Genomic DNA, 13889 nt, shown 5'->3' with positions numbered 1-13889 from the left:
CGGCGGACCATGTCTGACTATGACCCGCCGATGACCCCGCTGGAGGTGCTGCACGAGGATCACGAGATCCTTGTCGCGGCCAAGCCGCCGGGCCTTTTGAGTGTGCCGGGCAAGGGCGAACACCTGGCCGATTGCCTGCTGGCCCGTGTGCAGGAGGCGTTTCCCATGGCGCTGTTGGTGCATCGGTTGGACCGCGACACGTCGGGCGTGATGGTCTTTGCGCTGACGCCCCACGCGCAGCGGCACCTTGGCCTGCAATTCGAGAAGCGGCAGGTGAAGAAGATCTACACCGCGCGGGTCTTGGGCCGGGTGGAGGAGCGGACCGGGACTGTGGATTTGCCCCTGATCGTGGATTGGCCGAACCGGCCCCGGCAGAAAGTGTGTCATGAGACCGGCAAGGCGGCGATCACGGACTGGCGGGTGCAGCGATATGGCGAGGGCGAGACCCGGATGCGGCTGATGCCGAAGACCGGGCGGAGCCACCAGTTGCGGGTGCATATGCAAGCCCTTGGGCATCCGATTTTGGGGGATCCGTTCTATGCCGAGGGTGCGGCGCTCGAGCATGAACGGCTGATGCTGCACTCCGAAGAGTTGCGGCTGCGACACCCGGATGGCGGGATGGGGATGGTCTTTCGTCAGAAGGCGCCGTTCTGAGGCGGGCGGAGCGCCCGGATCGGGCCGTTGGTCTTGAGTATTTTGGGAACAGTGAAACTCAGGCGCGCAGGACGCGGTCGGTCAGGTTGAGGCGCTGCGCGACGATGGGCTTCAGCGTGGCGGCGAGGTCGGGGTCGCCCTGCTGAAGCTGTTCGAGTTCGTCGAGGCGATTGGTGGCGACGAGGGTGAGCGCGTCGAGGCGGGCGGTGCCATCGGGATGACGTGGGAGCGTGGCGACGGTCTGGATGTGTTCGGGTTTGGGCGTGGGGGCCAGTTTCGTGACGTCGTGTCCCGAAAGCGGGGTTTCGACGAAGGCGTAGAGGCCGACGCCCTTGGCGGGCAGGGCAAAGGTGCAGAGCGCCACATCGGTGATCTGCGGGTGGTCGAGCAGGGCCTTGCGCAGGGCGGGGCCGTCGCGGTCCAGTCTATCCTCGGTGCCTTCGCCGTCGGACCAGTTCATGACCCGCCTCGTGATGAAGTTGTAGAGCCGCTTGCCGGTGGCCATCCACACACGCGAGGGCAGGGATTTCTGTGCCAGCATGCGGTGCTCGGACGGGGTGAGCAGATCGGGCGCGTAGGCGCGTTTCTGTTTCAGCAGGTGGCGCAGGTCCTCGCGCGCCTTTAGCCGGAAGAGCTTGCCCCTGCGGTGATGTACAGAGGCGAGTTGGAAATCGATGACGGCGGCGCGGCCCTCGGGCGTCATCAGCCAGTTTTGCGGCTTGGCGATGTCGTTATGGGTGACGCCGGCGCGGCGCATTTCGCGCAGGAGGCGCTTGGCGTCGCGGTACCATTCGGGGTCGGTGGGCTTGGCCAGTTGCAGCGGCGTGCCTTGCGTCCAGCTGCGCAAGAGGCCGACGTGGTCGGCGCGAATGAGGATCGGGCAGCCTTCGATCCCCTGCACGGCACGCAGGCCGCGGGTTTCCTTGGCGGCAAGCCAGCGCGACAGGGGCCGGGCGTAGAGCGGCACGGTGTCGAGCTTGCGCAGGACGACGGCGATCTCGGGGTGGCCTTCGAGATGGCCGGAAATGGTTTCGGAGAAGATATCGCGCTTGTGCACGGTCTCGGGCACGAAGGTGGCCTGCGCGATATCGGGGGTGGTGTCCATGCGGGGTGTGTAGAGGGTTTCGCCGTGTGGGGAAAGGTGGGGTGGAAGCCCAACCCTACAGACGTGTCCAGCGGTCGGGGATGAGATCGGGGTTGGAGAGTTTGGGGTCGGTGAACCACGTTTTTGGAGCCACCACGATCTTGTCCGGATTGTGGTTTAGCCAGGCCGCCCACCAGGAGAAGGTGGAGTTGGCGATGACGTTGTGAGCGCAGAGGGTTTGCAGGTGCAGATCGAAATGGCCGGTGGTCTCGTCGTTGAGGTCGACCACCACGGTCTCAAAGTCCAAGGCCAGGTTGTCGCGGGCCCAGGCTGGATCGTTGGAGAAGACGAAGCAGGTCGGTGCGATGCCTGTGGTGTCGGCGATGTGGCGGGCGGCGCTGCGGTAATACTCGGGCGTCATGGCGGCATAGGCGCCGGTGGCGATGTAATCGCCGCGCCGGACGTGAAGCGCGACTGGATTGGCGGTGTCGGCGATGCGGGCGGCGATGTCGGCGTTGGAGACGTCCAGCGGGGTGGTGAAGGTAAGGTCGGTGCGGATTTGCTCGGCAATCTCGGCGAAATAGCGCTCGGACTGCCAGTAGCCGTGCAGGTAGGTGTTCGGCGGCAGCTCCAAGAGATCGGGATCAAAGCCCAGCGCTTTCTCGCGGTAGATCCTGGGCGACGTGCCGAAGGCGCGCCAGAGCCCGTAGCGCAGCCAGCCGTTGGACTTGGCGGGCGGCAGGGGGCCCTGCCGTGTGAACCGGGCATTGGCGTAATGCGCGAAGCAGTCGCCGCGGTCGGCGGAGCCCGCGACATAGCGGTTATCGACATGAAGCTCGCAGCAGAGCTTGTCGGCCAGTGCACGGGCGGCGGCATACTGGAACATCTGGTTGCCCGCGCCGCCAAAGAGGCGGGTGATGATGCGATCCGTGGTCATTGTCCCTTGTCCTGCGCGAAGCCGCCCCCGGCGGGCGCGGTGCTGCGGCGCGACAGGCGCGAGACGGCGGCGCGATAGCGGGTGCGGTGAAACTCGCGCATCAGCTTTTCTGTCCAGGGCTTGTCGCCGGACTGGATGGTGGAGCCGTCCAGCTCTTCCCCGATATCGGCAAGGCCCGAAGGGTAGATCACCGCCGGGCGCAGGCCGGTGTGCCAGTGGGACTGAATGAAGGTATCGACGGGCCGGTCGAACGGGTCGGACAGCGCCAGAAGATGCGCCGCGGCGGTGCGGCTGACCATCTGGCCGGTGGTGCGCAGACCGGCCTGTTGCGGGACGACCAGGCGGCAATCGCCGGAGGTGTCTACGAGATGCGACGGGCCCTTGGAGGCGCGGGTTTGGAACTGGATGTAGCCCAGCTTGTCGATATGGGTCCGGGCGAGGTCGAGGGCGGCCTGAAACGTGTCGGGGTCAATCTCGGCGTCATCTTCGAGGATCAGGGCGGCGCCCGCGTCGCGCATCTGAAGCTCGGCCCAGATCTGGCGGTGCGAGAGCATGCAGCCGATCTCGCCCGCCTTCAGCGAAAAGGGATAGCCGGGGTCGAAAAGCGCGGCCCCGACACTGGCCGAAAGGTCGGTCGAGGACATGGCGCCGCCATCGACGGCGGGCCATATTTCGCCTTTCAAGCCGCCGATCTCGCGGGCGTCGGCCAGCAGCGCCTGCGCGTTCTCTCGCCGGGCCGAGGCCCGGACGAGATGCAACACGAAGACGTGGACCTCCATGCGCCTCAGGCGCCTTCGGTCCAGCCGGAGACGGCCTTGACCTCGAGAAAGTCCTCGAGCCCCCATTTGCCGCCTTCGCGCCCGTTGCCGGACTGTTTCATGCCGCCGAAGGGCGAGCCGAGGCCGCGGCTTTGGCCGTTCATTTCCACCATGCCCGAGCGCAGGGCGCGGGCGCAGCGGTTGGCCCGGGCCGGGTCCTGCGTCTGGACATAGTTGGTCAGGCCGTAAGGTGTGTCATTGGCGATTTCGATGCCTTCTTCCTCGGTGCCGAAGGGTATAATGGACAGGACCGGGCCGAAGATTTCCTCGCGCGCGATGGTCATGTCGTTGTTCACGTCGGCGAAGATCGTCGGTTTGACGTAGAAACCGCGGTTGAGGCCGTCGGGGCGGCCCGTGCCGCCGGTGACGAGGCGTGCGCCCTCGTCGATGCCTTTCTGGATCAGGTCCTGGATCTTGTTGAACTGAGTCTCGTTCACTACGGGGCCCATATGGCGGCCTTCCTCGGACGCGGGGCCAACGGTGACCTTGTTCGCCGTCTCGGCAGCGGTCTCGACCGCCTGGTCGTATATGTCGCGCTGGACCAGCATCCGGGTGGGCGCGTTACAGGACTGGCCGGTGTTGTTCATGCAGTGCAGGACGCCGCGCTTGACCGCCTTTTCGTCGGCATCGGCGAAGATGAGGTTGGCGCCCTTGCCGCCCAATTCGAGGCTGACGCGCTTGAGTGTGTCGGCTGCGTTCTTGGAGATCAGTTTACCGGCGCGGGAGGAGCCGGTGAAGGAGACCATGTCGACGTCGGGGTGCCCGGTGAGCGCCGTGCCTGCGCCCGCGCCGTCGCCGTTGACGAGGTTGAAGACACCTTTAGGGAAGCCCGCCTCGTCGATCATCTCGGCGAAGAGCAGGGCCGAGAGGGGCGATTCCTCGGACGGTTTGAGGATCATGGTGCAGCCTGCGAGCAACCCGGCGATGACCTTGAGCGAGATCTGGTTCATCGGCCAGTTCCAGGGCGTGATCATGGTCACGACGCCCACGGCCTCGTGAATGATGCGGTCATTGGGGGCGTGATCGCCCAGGGGTTCGATCCAGTCGAACTCCGACGCGGCCTTCAGGATGGCCTTCATATGCGACGACCCGGCGCCGACCTGTTGGGCGCGGGCAAGGTCGATGGGCGCGCCCATTTCCAGACTGATGGCCTTGGCCATATCCTCGGCGCGGGATTTGTAGATCTCGCGCAGTTTCTCGACCAGGGCCATACGTTCGGACACCGGGGTGGCCATCCAGCCGGGGAAAGCGGATTTGGCGGCGGCGACGGCGGCGTCGCAATCGGCCTCGCCGGCCAGAGATATCACGGCGCAGGGGTCTTCGGTCGAGGGGTCGATCACGTGGTGATCGGTGCCCGCGACCGGATCGACCCAGGCGCCGTCGATGTAGAATTGTTTCTTCTCGATCATGTCGCATTCCTTTCGTCTGAGCCGCATATGTGGGCATTTGGCGCGCACATGACCATAGGGGGCGGATTGCCGCAAGTGGGCGGCTGTTAATTTCGCGCAGCCTTCTTATGTTGAGCGCGAGAATTCGATTTGCAAAAGAAGGAGATGCCCCATGGCACTGCGGATCAACGACACCATTCCCGACCTGACCGTGACCACCGATCAGGGCGAGTTCAGCCTGCATGACTGGATCGGCGACAGCTGGGCGATCCTGTTCTCGCATCCCAAGGACTTCACGCCCGTCTGCACCACCGAATTCGGCGCCGTCGCGCGGCTGGCCGACGAGTGGGAGAAACGCGGCACCAAGGTGATCGGCGTCAGCGTTGACGGCGTGGAGGATCACAAGAAATGGAAGGGCGACATCGAGACCGCCGGCGGCGCCAAGCCGGGCTTTCCGATCATAGCGGATGATGGTCTGGAGGTGTCCAAGGCCTTCGACATGCTGCCTGCCGAGGCCTATCTGCCCGATGGCCGCACGCCCGCCGACAGTGCCACGGTGCGCTCGGTCTTCATCATCGGGCCGGATAAGCAGTTGAAGCTGACCATGACCTATCCGATGACGGTGGGGCGGAACTTTGGCGAGGTGCTGCGCGCGCTCGATGCGTTGCAGACCAGCGCCGGGCAGGGCGTGGCGACGCCCGCCGACTGGACCCTGGGCCAGGACGTGGTGATCCCGACCTCGGTCAGCGACGAGGACGCCAAGGCCAAGTTCGGGGAGTTCAACACCGTGCTGCCCTATCTGCGGATGGCGAAGTTGCCGGGTTGACCAAAAGGTGCGGCTGTGCCGCGCTTGATATGTGGGATGAGGGGCGCTGCCCCTCAAACTCCCCGGGATATTTATAGCCAGAAGAAGAGGGCCCTGTTCGGTTGTGGACAGGGCCCCGTTTTTGCGCGACATAGCCGGGCATGGCGAAACGTGACGCATTCGAGATTGGTGGGAAGGTGGTGAAAGCCGGCTCGCGTGAGACGGTGGACGTGCCGGTGAGCACCCTGTCGGACCACACCCCGGTGAACCTTGCGGTGCATGTGATTCATGGGCGGCGGCCCGGGCCGGTGCTGTTCGTTTCTGCGGCGATTCACGGCGACGAGGTGATCGGGGTCGAGATCGTGCGGCGGTTGTTGCGAGCCGCGCCTCTGAAGGGCATGGCGGGCACGCTGCTGGCGGTGCCAATCGTCAACGGATTCGGGTTTCACAATCATTCGCGGTATCTGCCCGACCGGCGCGACCTGAACCGCTGTTTTCCCGGAGGCGCGGAAGGCAGCATGGCGTCACGGCTGGCGCATATCTTCATGGAAGAGGTGGTGCGGCGGTCGGATGTGGGGATCGATCTGCATTCGGCGGCGATTCATCGCACGAACCTGCCGCAGATCCGGCTGACGCCGGACAACGACCGACTGAAAGCGTTGGGAGAGGCGTTCGGCGCGCCGGTGATGATGGCCTCGAAGCTGCGCGAAGGCAGTTTGCGGCTGGCCGCCGAGGAGGAGGGCGTGGATGTCCTGCTGTACGAAGGAGGCGAGGCGCTGCGGTTCGACGAGCTGGCGGTGCGAGCCGGGGTGAGCGGGTGTCTGCGGGTGATGCGCCAGCTGGGCATGATCGGGGCCAAGGGCGTGCCGAAGCAGCGCAGCGTGCCGGTGGTGGCGAATTCGTCGAGTTGGTACCGGGCGCCCGTGGGCGGCGTCTTTCGCGGCTACAAGGCGGTCGGCGACGCGGTGGAGCCGGGTGCCGTGCTGGGCGCGGTCAGCGATCCGATGGGGCAGACCGACTGCGAGGTGGTGTGCGAAGAGGCGGGGATCGTGATCGGGCGGTCGAACATGCCGGCGGTCTACGAGGGCGAGGCGCTGTTTCACATCGCCGAGACGCCGCGGGCCGAGCACGCCGCCGAGGGCGTCGCGGCTCATATGGAGGCCGCGCCGCTTTACGACGAGGACGAGATCATCTGAGCCGGTGGCTCAGGTCGTGTGCTCGCGGTTCTGGGGCAGCAGGAAGATCGACGTGGCCAGCAAGCTGAACACGAGCTCGTAGACCTCCCATTTGCGCGAGACGTCGATGGCGGCGATCACGAGGCTGGCGGCGACGGCGAGCACCGCGTGACGGGTGCCGGGGACCGGGGCGGCGATGCGGTCTAGCGAGCGTTTGATCCATGCGACGCGCGGATAGAGCAGCGGCAGGACGGCGAGGTAGATCAGCAGGATCAGCGTCAGGACCGGGCCGAAGAGCGTCTTCGCGAGGTGGAAATCGCCCCAGGGCGTGGGCACGATCAGGTTGTGCAGGTTGGTTTCCTGCTGCTTGTTGATTTGCTGGAACGTCTCGCCGGTTTCCCAGCCGAAGATGCGCTGGCCCCAGGAAACCTCTTCGCCCGCGGCAAAGAAGAAGAGCAGCGCGTAGAACAGGGTACAGGCGAGGGCGAGACCGGCGCCGCGGGCCTTGAGCGACCGCGCGTTCATCATGAGGACTAGGCTGGCCACAAACAGGAAGATCGCGGTGGCGTATTCGACATAGCCATCTTCGCGCGCGTAGGTCAGCGAGAAGAAATCCGTACTGTAGAAATAGATGCCGACCGTCAGGACCAGTACGGCGACTATAACGCCAAGCAGGATCCTGTCGATGGAGTGGATCGTGGAAAGGGTCATGGGGCGCGTGCCTCTCGCGGTAGATTTGGCGCGGGAATAGGCGAGGCGCGGCGCCGCATCAAGCGCAAAGCCTGTCCGCGCGGCGGAGACCCGCCCGGGTCAGGCGTTGACGCGCTCGGGGCCGCCGGTGCTCATGGAGGTGCCGATGTAAGGCTTTTCGGCCTCTTTCCACGCGCCGAAGCCGCCCTCCATATGGGCGATGCGGTCTATGCCGGCCTCGATCGCGGCGCGGGCCATCTTTTCGGACCGGACGCCCGAGCCGCAGTGCAGGACGATGCGCTTGTCGGACTGGCCGGGCAGTTTGTGCGCGTCGAAGAAGGGCATGGGGAAGAGCATGGCGCCCTCGATATGCTGAAAGGCGTATTCGGGAATGGTGCGGACATCGATCAGAACGATTTCGTTCGCGGCGAAGGCGTCGGCGACCTCGTCGATGGTCCAGGTCTCGAAGGTGGCGGCGCCGATGGTTTCGGAGTGCATGGGATGGCCTTTCGTGGGCTTGGCATTTGGTAGAAAACTAGGGCGTTGCGCTGCGGGTTCCCGTGATGCCTTGAAGCCTTGCGTGTGGTGACGATCCGCTTCTTGATAAAAACGCGTTCGGAGGTTTTAACGGCGCAGTCGGACCTAGCAGAATCGGACGCGATCATGCTAGGTATTGGGGTATGAATGAAATAAGCCCCAATATAAGCCAGGACCGTCCGGTCATTCGGCAGTTGGACGAGACCGCGATCAACCGGATCGCCGCCGGGGAAGTGGTGGAGCGTCCGGCCTCGGCGGTCAAGGAACTGGTGGAGAACGCGCTGGATGCCGGCGCGCGGCGGATCGAGGTGGATATCGCCGATGGCGGCAAGACACTGATCCGGGTGCGGGACGACGGCTGCGGGATGACCGGGGACGAGTTGCCGCTGGCGCTGAGCCGGCACGCGACGTCGAAGATCGACGGGTCGGACCTGCTCAACATCCACTCCTTTGGCTTTCGCGGTGAGGCGTTGCCCAGCCTTGGGTCGGTTGGGCGGTTGACGATCACCAGCCGGGCGCAGGGGTTTGACGGGGTCGAGATCACCGTGGCGGGCGGGGGGATCGGCGCGGTGAAGCCAGCGGCGCTGAACCGTGGGACGGTCGTGGAGCTGCGGGACCTTTTCTATGCCACGCCCGCGCGGTTGAAATTCATGCGCACCGACCGGGCCGAGGCGCAGGCGGTGGGCGACGTGATCAAGCGGCTGGCGATGGCCGAGCCGTTCGTCAGCTTTACCCTGCGCGACGTCAGCGAAGGGCGTGAGCCGCGCGTGGTGTTTCGCGCCGATGCCGAGAGCGGCGACCTGTTCGATGCGCTGCACGGGCGGTTGAGCCAGGTTCTGGGGCGGGAGTTTGCCGAGAACGCGCTGTGGATCGAGGCCGAGCGCGAGGGGATCGCGATGACCGGCTATGCCGCGTTGCCGACCTATTCGCGGGGGTCGAGCGTGGCGCAGTACCTGTTCGTCAACGGGCGGCCGGTGCGGGACAAGATGCTCTATGGTGCGCTGCGGGCGGCCTATCACGATTTCCTTAGCCGGGACCGGCATCCGGCGGCGGCGTTGTTCCTGGAATGCGACCCAAAACTGGTGGATGTGAACGTGCATCCGGCGAAATCCGAGGTGCGGTTCCGCGATCCGGGCGTGGCGCGGGGGCTGCTGGTGTCGGGGCTGCGCCATGCGCTGGCCGAGGCAGGGCACCGAGCGTCGACCACCGTGGCGGGCGCGACGCTGGGCGCGATGCGGCCCGAGCCGGTGCCGCAGGCGGGCGGCGCACCTGTGTACCAGATGGACCGGCCCGGGGCTGCGGCGCGGGCGGCGAGTTACCAGATGCAGGCGCCGGAGGCGGGTTTCGCCGAGATGCAGAGCGCGTATTCCGGCCGGGTCGAGCCGGAGGTGGTGGAGAGGTCCGACGAGGCGGTCACGCCGCAATCGCTGCCGCTGGGTGCGGCGCGGGCGCAGGTGCACGAGAATTACATCGTGGCGCAGACCGAGACCGGCATGGTTCTTGTGGATCAGCACGCGGCGCATGAGCGGCTGGTCTATGAGAAGCTGAAGCGGCAGATGGCCGAGAACGGCGTGGCCAGTCAGGCGCTGCTGATCCCCGAGATTGTCGAGTTGAGCAGTGGCGAGGCGGGGCTGCTGCTGGACATGGCCGAGGATCTGGCGCGGCTGGGGCTGGTGATCGAGGCGTTCGGGCCGGGCAGCATCGCGGTGCGCGAGACGCCGGCGATCCTGGGGCCGTGCGACGCGGGCAAGATGCTGCGCGACGTGCTGGACGAATTGGCCGACATGGGTGAGAGCCTGAACGTGCAGGCGCGGATCGAGGCGATCCTGAGCCGGGTGGCTTGTCACGGCTCGATCCGGTCGGGGCGGCGCATGAGCGGTGAAGAGATGAACGCGCTTCTGCGCGAGATGGAGGCGACGCCGCATTCAGGGCAGTGCAACCACGGGCGGCCCACCTATGTGGAGCTGAAACTGAGCGATATCGAGCGGCTGTTCGGGCGGACATGATTACGATTGGCGAGACGACCTATCAGTTGGACGATCCGCTGGTGATGGCCGCGCTGGCGGCGGGGGGCGTGGTGCTGCTGATCCTCGTTTTGGTCATCCTGGCGCTGCGGGCCGCGGCGCGGACGGCAAGGGCGACAGAGCCGCTGGCGCAGCAGTTGGGGCATCTGGGGCAGAACGTGCAGAGCCTTGCCAATGGGCAGGAGGGTTTGCGCAGTTCGATCCAGGTGGTCAGCGACACGGCGACCAGCGGGCAGACACAGCTGGCGCAGATGGTCGAACAGCGGCTGGCGGGCGTGCAGCAGCAGATGCAGGACCGATTGGCCGATAACGCGACGCGCAGCCAGCGGGCGCTGACCGAGATGCAGGAGCGGATGCGCGAGACGCTTCATGGCTCGTCCAAGCAGACCACGAACAGCCTGACGGCCTTACAGGAGCGCCTGTCGGCCATCGACAAGGCGCAGGACAATATCACCAAGCTGTCAGGGGATGTGCTGTCGCTGCAGGATATCCTGTCGAACAAGCAGACGCGCGGGGCGTTCGGCGAGATCCAGTTGACCGATATCGTCAGCAAGGCGATGCCGTCGGACAGCTATTCGCTGCAGGCGACGCTTTCGAACGGGCGGCGGGCGGATTGCCTGATCCACCTGCCGAACCCGCCGGGGCCGATCGCCATCGACAGCAAATTCCCGCTGGAAGCCTACGAGGCGCTGCGCAACGCCACGAGCGATTACGAGCTGAACGAGGCGGCGAAATTCCTGCGGACCTCGGTGAAAAAGCACATCAAGGACATTTCCGAGAAGTACATCCTGGATGGCGAGACCGCCGATGGCGCGCTGATGTTCCTGCCCTCCGAGGCGGTCTATGCCGAGTTGCACGCGAATTTCCCGGAACTGGTGCGCGAGGGGTTCGCCCAGAAGGTCTGGATCGTGTCGCCCACCACCTGCATGGCCACGCTGAACACGATGCGCGCGATCCTGAAAGATGCGCGGATGCGCGAACAGGCGGGAGCCATCCGCAAGATGCTGGGGCAGTTGCACCGCGACGTGGAACTGGTGCTGGAACGCGCAGGCAAGCTGGAGACCCATTTCGATCAGGCGCGGCGGGACGTGGAAGGAATTTCCACTGCCGCCGAGCGTGCGGGCAAGCGGGCGGCGAAGCTGGACAATTTCGATTTCGAGGAATTGGCGCCGGAGGATCCGGTTAACGTGGTGAAGCTGGGCAAAGACAGTTGAGCCAAGCGGCCAAGTCGCGAAGGTCAGGTTTGAGCCCAAAGTGCCGGATGCTGCGAGCCCAACCAATGGCGGCTATGCAACTTGACCCAACGTGCATACTGTAAATGCATGAGCAGGTTCCGAAATGCCCGACGATCCGACGCAAAGCGATGCTTTGAGATCGAAACTGCTGCCTATGAAGGCGACGAAGCAGCAACCCTCGAAAAGATATATAAGAGGATCGAGGGCTATTCCGATGGTTTCATTATTCTTGAAGAACGAGGCGAGATCGTTGGCTTTATCAATTGCGGATGTGCCCATGAAGTCGAAATGTCTGATGAGGAATTTAAGGAACTTGTGGGGCATGACCCCGACGCACCTAACGTCGTCATCATGTCTGTCGTGGTGGACGCCGAAGAGCAAGGTAGAGGCCATTCAAGGGCGCTGATGGACGAGTTCGTCGGACGGATGCGACGGATGGATAAAGCAACAATTTATCTAATGTGCAAAGAGCATCACGTGCCGCTCTATCAGAAGCTTGGCTTTGGTTATCTGAGGCCGTCCGCTTCCGATCACGGGGGAATGGCATGGCATGAAATGTCTATGACGCTCTGAATTCTTAGGAGTGAGATAAATGATACCACTTGAAAAACCTTTGAGATTGGCCGTTGAAGCTGATGCTCATGCACTTGCGGACTTGGTGAACTTTGCAGGAGAAGGTCTGCCGCTCCATGTCTGGACCGGGCTCGCACAAGAGGGTGAGGATCCTTGGGCCGTCGGTCGCGCGCGACAGGCTGAAAAGGCACGAGAGGGGCAAGTGGTGGTAATTGACTTTGGAAACGGAGCGGTTGCCGGTCTCACTGGTTATGGGATCGGATCTGAACCAGAAGAATTTGCAGATGACTTGCCAGCCTTGTTTCATCCCTTGCAGGAACTGGAAAACGAAGCATTAGACAGCTGGTATGTCAATGTTCTGGCTTGCTACCCGGAGAACCGTGGTCAGGGACTTGGTTCGAAGCTGCTTGATGTCGCTGACGAAATAGCCCGCGACGCGGGGTACAAAAGAATGAGTGTGATTGTCGCCGATGAAAACGTGGGAGCGAGACGTTTATACGAGCGAAAGGGATACTCTGAGTTGGATAAAGCCCCATGCGTCAAAGACGGCTGGGAGACCGAAACCGAACACTGGGTTCTCCTGGTCAAGTCGCTTTCCTGACACGAGGTGTACCCGTCTTTCTGCGCGGAGGCCGCTCTCGCTTTTCGGCTGGAGGCGCGCGGGCGCTCACAATCAAGCCTTTTTTGCTGTGCCGCCCGATAGCCGCCGTTGTTGGAAGAGCTACATAGGTCGGGAATGTCCGCACAGCGGACCTACATCGTTTCCAGGCAATGCCGGCGGAAGGCGCGTTTGAGCATGTCGAGCTCTTCGCGCAGGAGCGTCACCTCGGCCCGGATGTCGTAGGCCAGCGCATCGCCCGAGACGATGGAGAAGCTGCCCAGGGCCGCGCCGGTTTCGACGTCGGAAATAAGGAAGGTCTGCACCCCGTCAGCGATGCGGTCGGCCGGGATGGGGACGCGCAGGACCCAGGCCTGTTCCTCGGGTTTCTCGACAACCTCGACCCCGGCGATGGTCTCTTGCAGATGCGTGACCGACACGTCCGGGCGGCGGTCGCCGGCGCCGGTGATGACCCCTTCCCAGACCCCTTCGAAGAGGCGCGTCTTGGTCAATGTCAGTTCCTGCATCCGTGTCCCCCTAGAATTCCGCGCGCGGTCGACGGCTGAAGGTGAGGTCGCGCAGGATGACCTGGCTCATCTGCGGGTTCTCGAAAATCAGGTCGATCCAGGCCCGTTCGATACGCTTCTCGTTGAGCTTGGAGTAGGCGAGGTCGAATTCGACCATGATCTCTTCTTCATGCAGCGGCAGCTCGCGCACGATCTGTTCGGTGTTCGGGCCGTGCTTGATGTTCAGCCGCGCGAAGATCTCCAAGGGCTTTTCCATCTCGACGATGGTGTCCATGCGGATGAGATGCCGCTGTTGCAGGCCCAGCACGGCGGCCTCGGGCAGGTCGAGCACCAGGGACAGGAAGGAGCCGTCAAAGCTGAAGACGTCCATGCGCAGGCCGAACGGCGCAAGATCGGCCTCGCGGGTGTTGCGCAGCTGGCGCAGGGTCAATTCGGAATGTTGACAGTCGTGAAACAGTGTCAGCTCGCTGCCCAGTTGCGTCTTGCTAAGGACCGAGGATTGGCCCGGCACCGCCAGCGGTTCGCGCCAGATTGCGGGACGCCAGGACCAATCGGTGCCATGCGGCTTGGGAAAGGCGTGGGAGCCGATCATCGGCAACGCAAGCCTGTTGTCGGCGTGGCTGATCAACTCGTTGAGGTGATAGCGTAATTTCCGCGCCTCGGAGCGTTCGGCGCGGAGTTGTTCCAGCGTCATAGACGTGGCGTCGCGCACGGTTTGCCGCCACCGCCGCAGGTCGCGCCGATGGGCCAGCCAATCCAGTCCTGAACGTTTCAGCCCCATATGCGTGGATCGATTCCGGTTGGTTCTGCTGCAGTTTGCCCCTGAGACATTGTCATAGCATTA

At 64.1% G+C, this 13889-nt stretch carries 15 protein-coding genes; 7 read left to right on the top strand and 8 right to left on the bottom strand.

The window, feature by feature from the left end; all coding sequences use genetic code 11:
• Positions 1 to 9: 9 nt before the first annotated feature.
• The gene (locus tag FIU86_RS17250; RefSeq protein ID WP_152476207.1) at positions 10 to 654 is read left to right on the top strand and encodes a pseudouridine synthase; all 645 of its coding nucleotides are present in this window, start codon (positions 10 to 12) and stop codon (positions 652 to 654) included.
• A 58-nt stretch (positions 655 to 712) separates the two neighbouring features.
• Here FIU86_RS17250 and FIU86_RS17245 read toward each other — a convergent pair whose 3' ends face one another.
• From FIU86_RS17245 to FIU86_RS17230, 4 genes are read right to left on the bottom strand one after another with little or no spacing between them, the layout of a single operon-like run.
• The gene (locus FIU86_RS17245) at positions 713 to 1759 is read right to left on the bottom strand and encodes a serine/threonine protein kinase (protein ID WP_152476206.1); all 1047 of its coding nucleotides are present in this window, start codon (positions 1757 to 1759) and stop codon (positions 713 to 715) included.
• A gap of 55 nt (positions 1760 to 1814) precedes the next feature.
• Positions 1815 to 2675: an alpha-1,2-fucosyltransferase gene (locus FIU86_RS17240; RefSeq protein WP_152476205.1), complete on the bottom strand. Its 861-nt coding sequence runs from the start codon at positions 2673 to 2675 to the stop codon at positions 1815 to 1817.
• Positions 2672 to 3454 carry a glycosyltransferase family 25 protein gene (locus FIU86_RS17235; protein ID WP_152476204.1) on the bottom strand — a complete coding sequence of 261 codons (783 nt, stop codon included), beginning with the start codon at positions 3452 to 3454 and terminating at the stop codon, positions 2672 to 2674. Before FIU86_RS17235 ends, FIU86_RS17240 begins: the two co-directional genes overlap by 4 nt.
• 5 nt (positions 3455 to 3459) lie before the next feature.
• On the bottom strand, positions 3460 to 4902 hold the full coding sequence (locus FIU86_RS17230) for an aldehyde dehydrogenase family protein (RefSeq protein ID WP_152476203.1): 1443 nt from the start codon (positions 4900 to 4902) through the stop codon (positions 3460 to 3462).
• A gap of 151 nt (positions 4903 to 5053) precedes the next feature.
• Between FIU86_RS17230 and FIU86_RS17225 the strand changes: the two genes are divergently transcribed.
• Together FIU86_RS17225 and FIU86_RS17220 are read left to right on the top strand one after the other, a co-directional pair.
• Entirely contained in the window at positions 5054 to 5707 is a 654-nt protein-coding gene (locus tag FIU86_RS17225; protein WP_152476202.1) for a peroxiredoxin, read from the top strand.
• A 140-nt stretch (positions 5708 to 5847) separates the two neighbouring features.
• Positions 5848 to 6882 carry a succinylglutamate desuccinylase/aspartoacylase family protein gene (locus FIU86_RS17220; protein ID WP_152476201.1) on the top strand — a complete coding sequence of 345 codons (1035 nt, stop codon included), beginning with the start codon at positions 5848 to 5850 and terminating at the stop codon, positions 6880 to 6882.
• 9 nt (positions 6883 to 6891) lie between these two features.
• Here FIU86_RS17220 and FIU86_RS17215 read toward each other — a convergent pair whose 3' ends face one another.
• Together FIU86_RS17215 and FIU86_RS17210 are read right to left on the bottom strand one after the other, a co-directional pair.
• Positions 6892 to 7572, bottom strand: coding sequence for a hypothetical protein (locus tag FIU86_RS17215; RefSeq protein ID WP_152476200.1), 681 nt, complete (start codon positions 7570 to 7572; stop codon positions 6892 to 6894).
• 99 nt (positions 7573 to 7671) lie between these two features.
• Complete coding sequence (locus FIU86_RS17210; RefSeq protein WP_152476199.1) at positions 7672 to 8049, bottom strand: rhodanese-like domain-containing protein; 378 nt, start codon at positions 8047 to 8049, stop codon at positions 7672 to 7674.
• A 182-nt stretch (positions 8050 to 8231) separates the two neighbouring features.
• Between FIU86_RS17210 and mutL the strand changes: the two genes are divergently transcribed.
• From mutL to FIU86_RS17190, 4 genes are all read left to right on the top strand, one after another.
• Positions 8232 to 10094: a DNA mismatch repair endonuclease MutL gene (mutL, locus tag FIU86_RS17205; protein ID WP_152476198.1), complete on the top strand. Its 1863-nt coding sequence runs from the start codon at positions 8232 to 8234 to the stop codon at positions 10092 to 10094.
• Positions 10091 to 11326 carry a DNA recombination protein RmuC gene (locus FIU86_RS17200; protein ID WP_152476197.1) on the top strand — a complete coding sequence of 412 codons (1236 nt, stop codon included), beginning with the start codon at positions 10091 to 10093 and terminating at the stop codon, positions 11324 to 11326. Before mutL ends, FIU86_RS17200 begins: the two co-directional genes overlap by 4 nt.
• A 108-nt stretch (positions 11327 to 11434) precedes the next feature.
• Positions 11435 to 11920, top strand: a complete 486-nt coding sequence (locus tag FIU86_RS17195; RefSeq protein WP_152476196.1) for a GNAT family N-acetyltransferase — start codon at positions 11435 to 11437, stop codon at positions 11918 to 11920.
• A 19-nt stretch (positions 11921 to 11939) separates the two neighbouring features.
• Entirely contained in the window at positions 11940 to 12521 is a 582-nt protein-coding gene (locus FIU86_RS17190) for a GNAT family N-acetyltransferase (RefSeq protein ID WP_152476195.1), read from the top strand.
• A gap of 152 nt (positions 12522 to 12673) precedes the next feature.
• Here the strand turns inward: FIU86_RS17190 and FIU86_RS17185 are convergent, their stop codons facing one another.
• Together FIU86_RS17185 and FIU86_RS17180 are read right to left on the bottom strand one after the other, a co-directional pair.
• Positions 12674 to 13045 carry a hypothetical protein gene (locus tag FIU86_RS17185; RefSeq protein ID WP_152476194.1) on the bottom strand — a complete coding sequence of 124 codons (372 nt, stop codon included), beginning with the start codon at positions 13043 to 13045 and terminating at the stop codon, positions 12674 to 12676.
• Between the two features lie 10 nt (positions 13046 to 13055).
• On the bottom strand, positions 13056 to 13826 hold the full coding sequence (locus FIU86_RS17180) for a DUF6478 family protein (protein WP_152476193.1): 771 nt from the start codon (positions 13824 to 13826) through the stop codon (positions 13056 to 13058).
• Between the last annotated feature and the right edge of the window lie 63 nt (positions 13827 to 13889).

It is taken from the genome of Roseovarius sp. THAF9 (genome assembly GCF_009363715.1).
GTDB lineage: Bacteria > Pseudomonadota > Alphaproteobacteria > Rhodobacterales > Rhodobacteraceae > Roseovarius.
The sequence above is the reverse complement of the archived record's forward strand: the minus strand, read 5'-3'. Positions and strand labels throughout refer to the sequence as shown.

Excerpts from the sequence above, each read along its gene's own strand:
- FIU86_RS17250 (WP_152476207.1), top strand. The coding sequence starts at position 10 with ATGTCTGACTATGACCCGCCGATGACCCCGCTGGAGGTGCTGCACGAG.
- FIU86_RS17245 (WP_152476206.1), bottom strand. The coding sequence starts at position 1,759 with ATGGACACCACCCCCGATATCGCGCAGGCCACCTTCGTGCCCGAGACC.
- FIU86_RS17240 (WP_152476205.1), bottom strand. The coding sequence starts at position 2,675 with ATGACCACGGATCGCATCATCACCCGCCTCTTTGGCGGCGCGGGCAAC.
- FIU86_RS17235 (WP_152476204.1), bottom strand. The coding sequence starts at position 3,454 with ATGGAGGTCCACGTCTTCGTGTTGCATCTCGTCCGGGCCTCGGCCCGG.
- FIU86_RS17230 (WP_152476203.1), bottom strand. The coding sequence starts at position 4,902 with ATGATCGAGAAGAAACAATTCTACATCGACGGCGCCTGGGTCGATCCG.
- FIU86_RS17225 (WP_152476202.1), top strand. The coding sequence starts at position 5,054 with ATGGCACTGCGGATCAACGACACCATTCCCGACCTGACCGTGACCACC.
- FIU86_RS17220 (WP_152476201.1), top strand. The coding sequence starts at position 5,848 with ATGGCGAAACGTGACGCATTCGAGATTGGTGGGAAGGTGGTGAAAGCC.
- FIU86_RS17215 (WP_152476200.1), bottom strand. The coding sequence starts at position 7,572 with ATGACCCTTTCCACGATCCACTCCATCGACAGGATCCTGCTTGGCGTT.
- FIU86_RS17210 (WP_152476199.1), bottom strand. The coding sequence starts at position 8,049 with ATGCACTCCGAAACCATCGGCGCCGCCACCTTCGAGACCTGGACCATC.
- mutL (WP_152476198.1), top strand. The coding sequence starts at position 8,232 with ATGAATGAAATAAGCCCCAATATAAGCCAGGACCGTCCGGTCATTCGG.
- FIU86_RS17200 (WP_152476197.1), top strand. The coding sequence starts at position 10,091 with ATGATTACGATTGGCGAGACGACCTATCAGTTGGACGATCCGCTGGTG.
- FIU86_RS17195 (WP_152476196.1), top strand. The coding sequence starts at position 11,435 with ATGAGCAGGTTCCGAAATGCCCGACGATCCGACGCAAAGCGATGCTTT.
- FIU86_RS17190 (WP_152476195.1), top strand. The coding sequence starts at position 11,940 with ATGATACCACTTGAAAAACCTTTGAGATTGGCCGTTGAAGCTGATGCT.
- FIU86_RS17185 (WP_152476194.1), bottom strand. The coding sequence starts at position 13,045 with ATGCAGGAACTGACATTGACCAAGACGCGCCTCTTCGAAGGGGTCTGG.
- FIU86_RS17180 (WP_152476193.1), bottom strand. The coding sequence starts at position 13,826 with ATGGGGCTGAAACGTTCAGGACTGGATTGGCTGGCCCATCGGCGCGAC.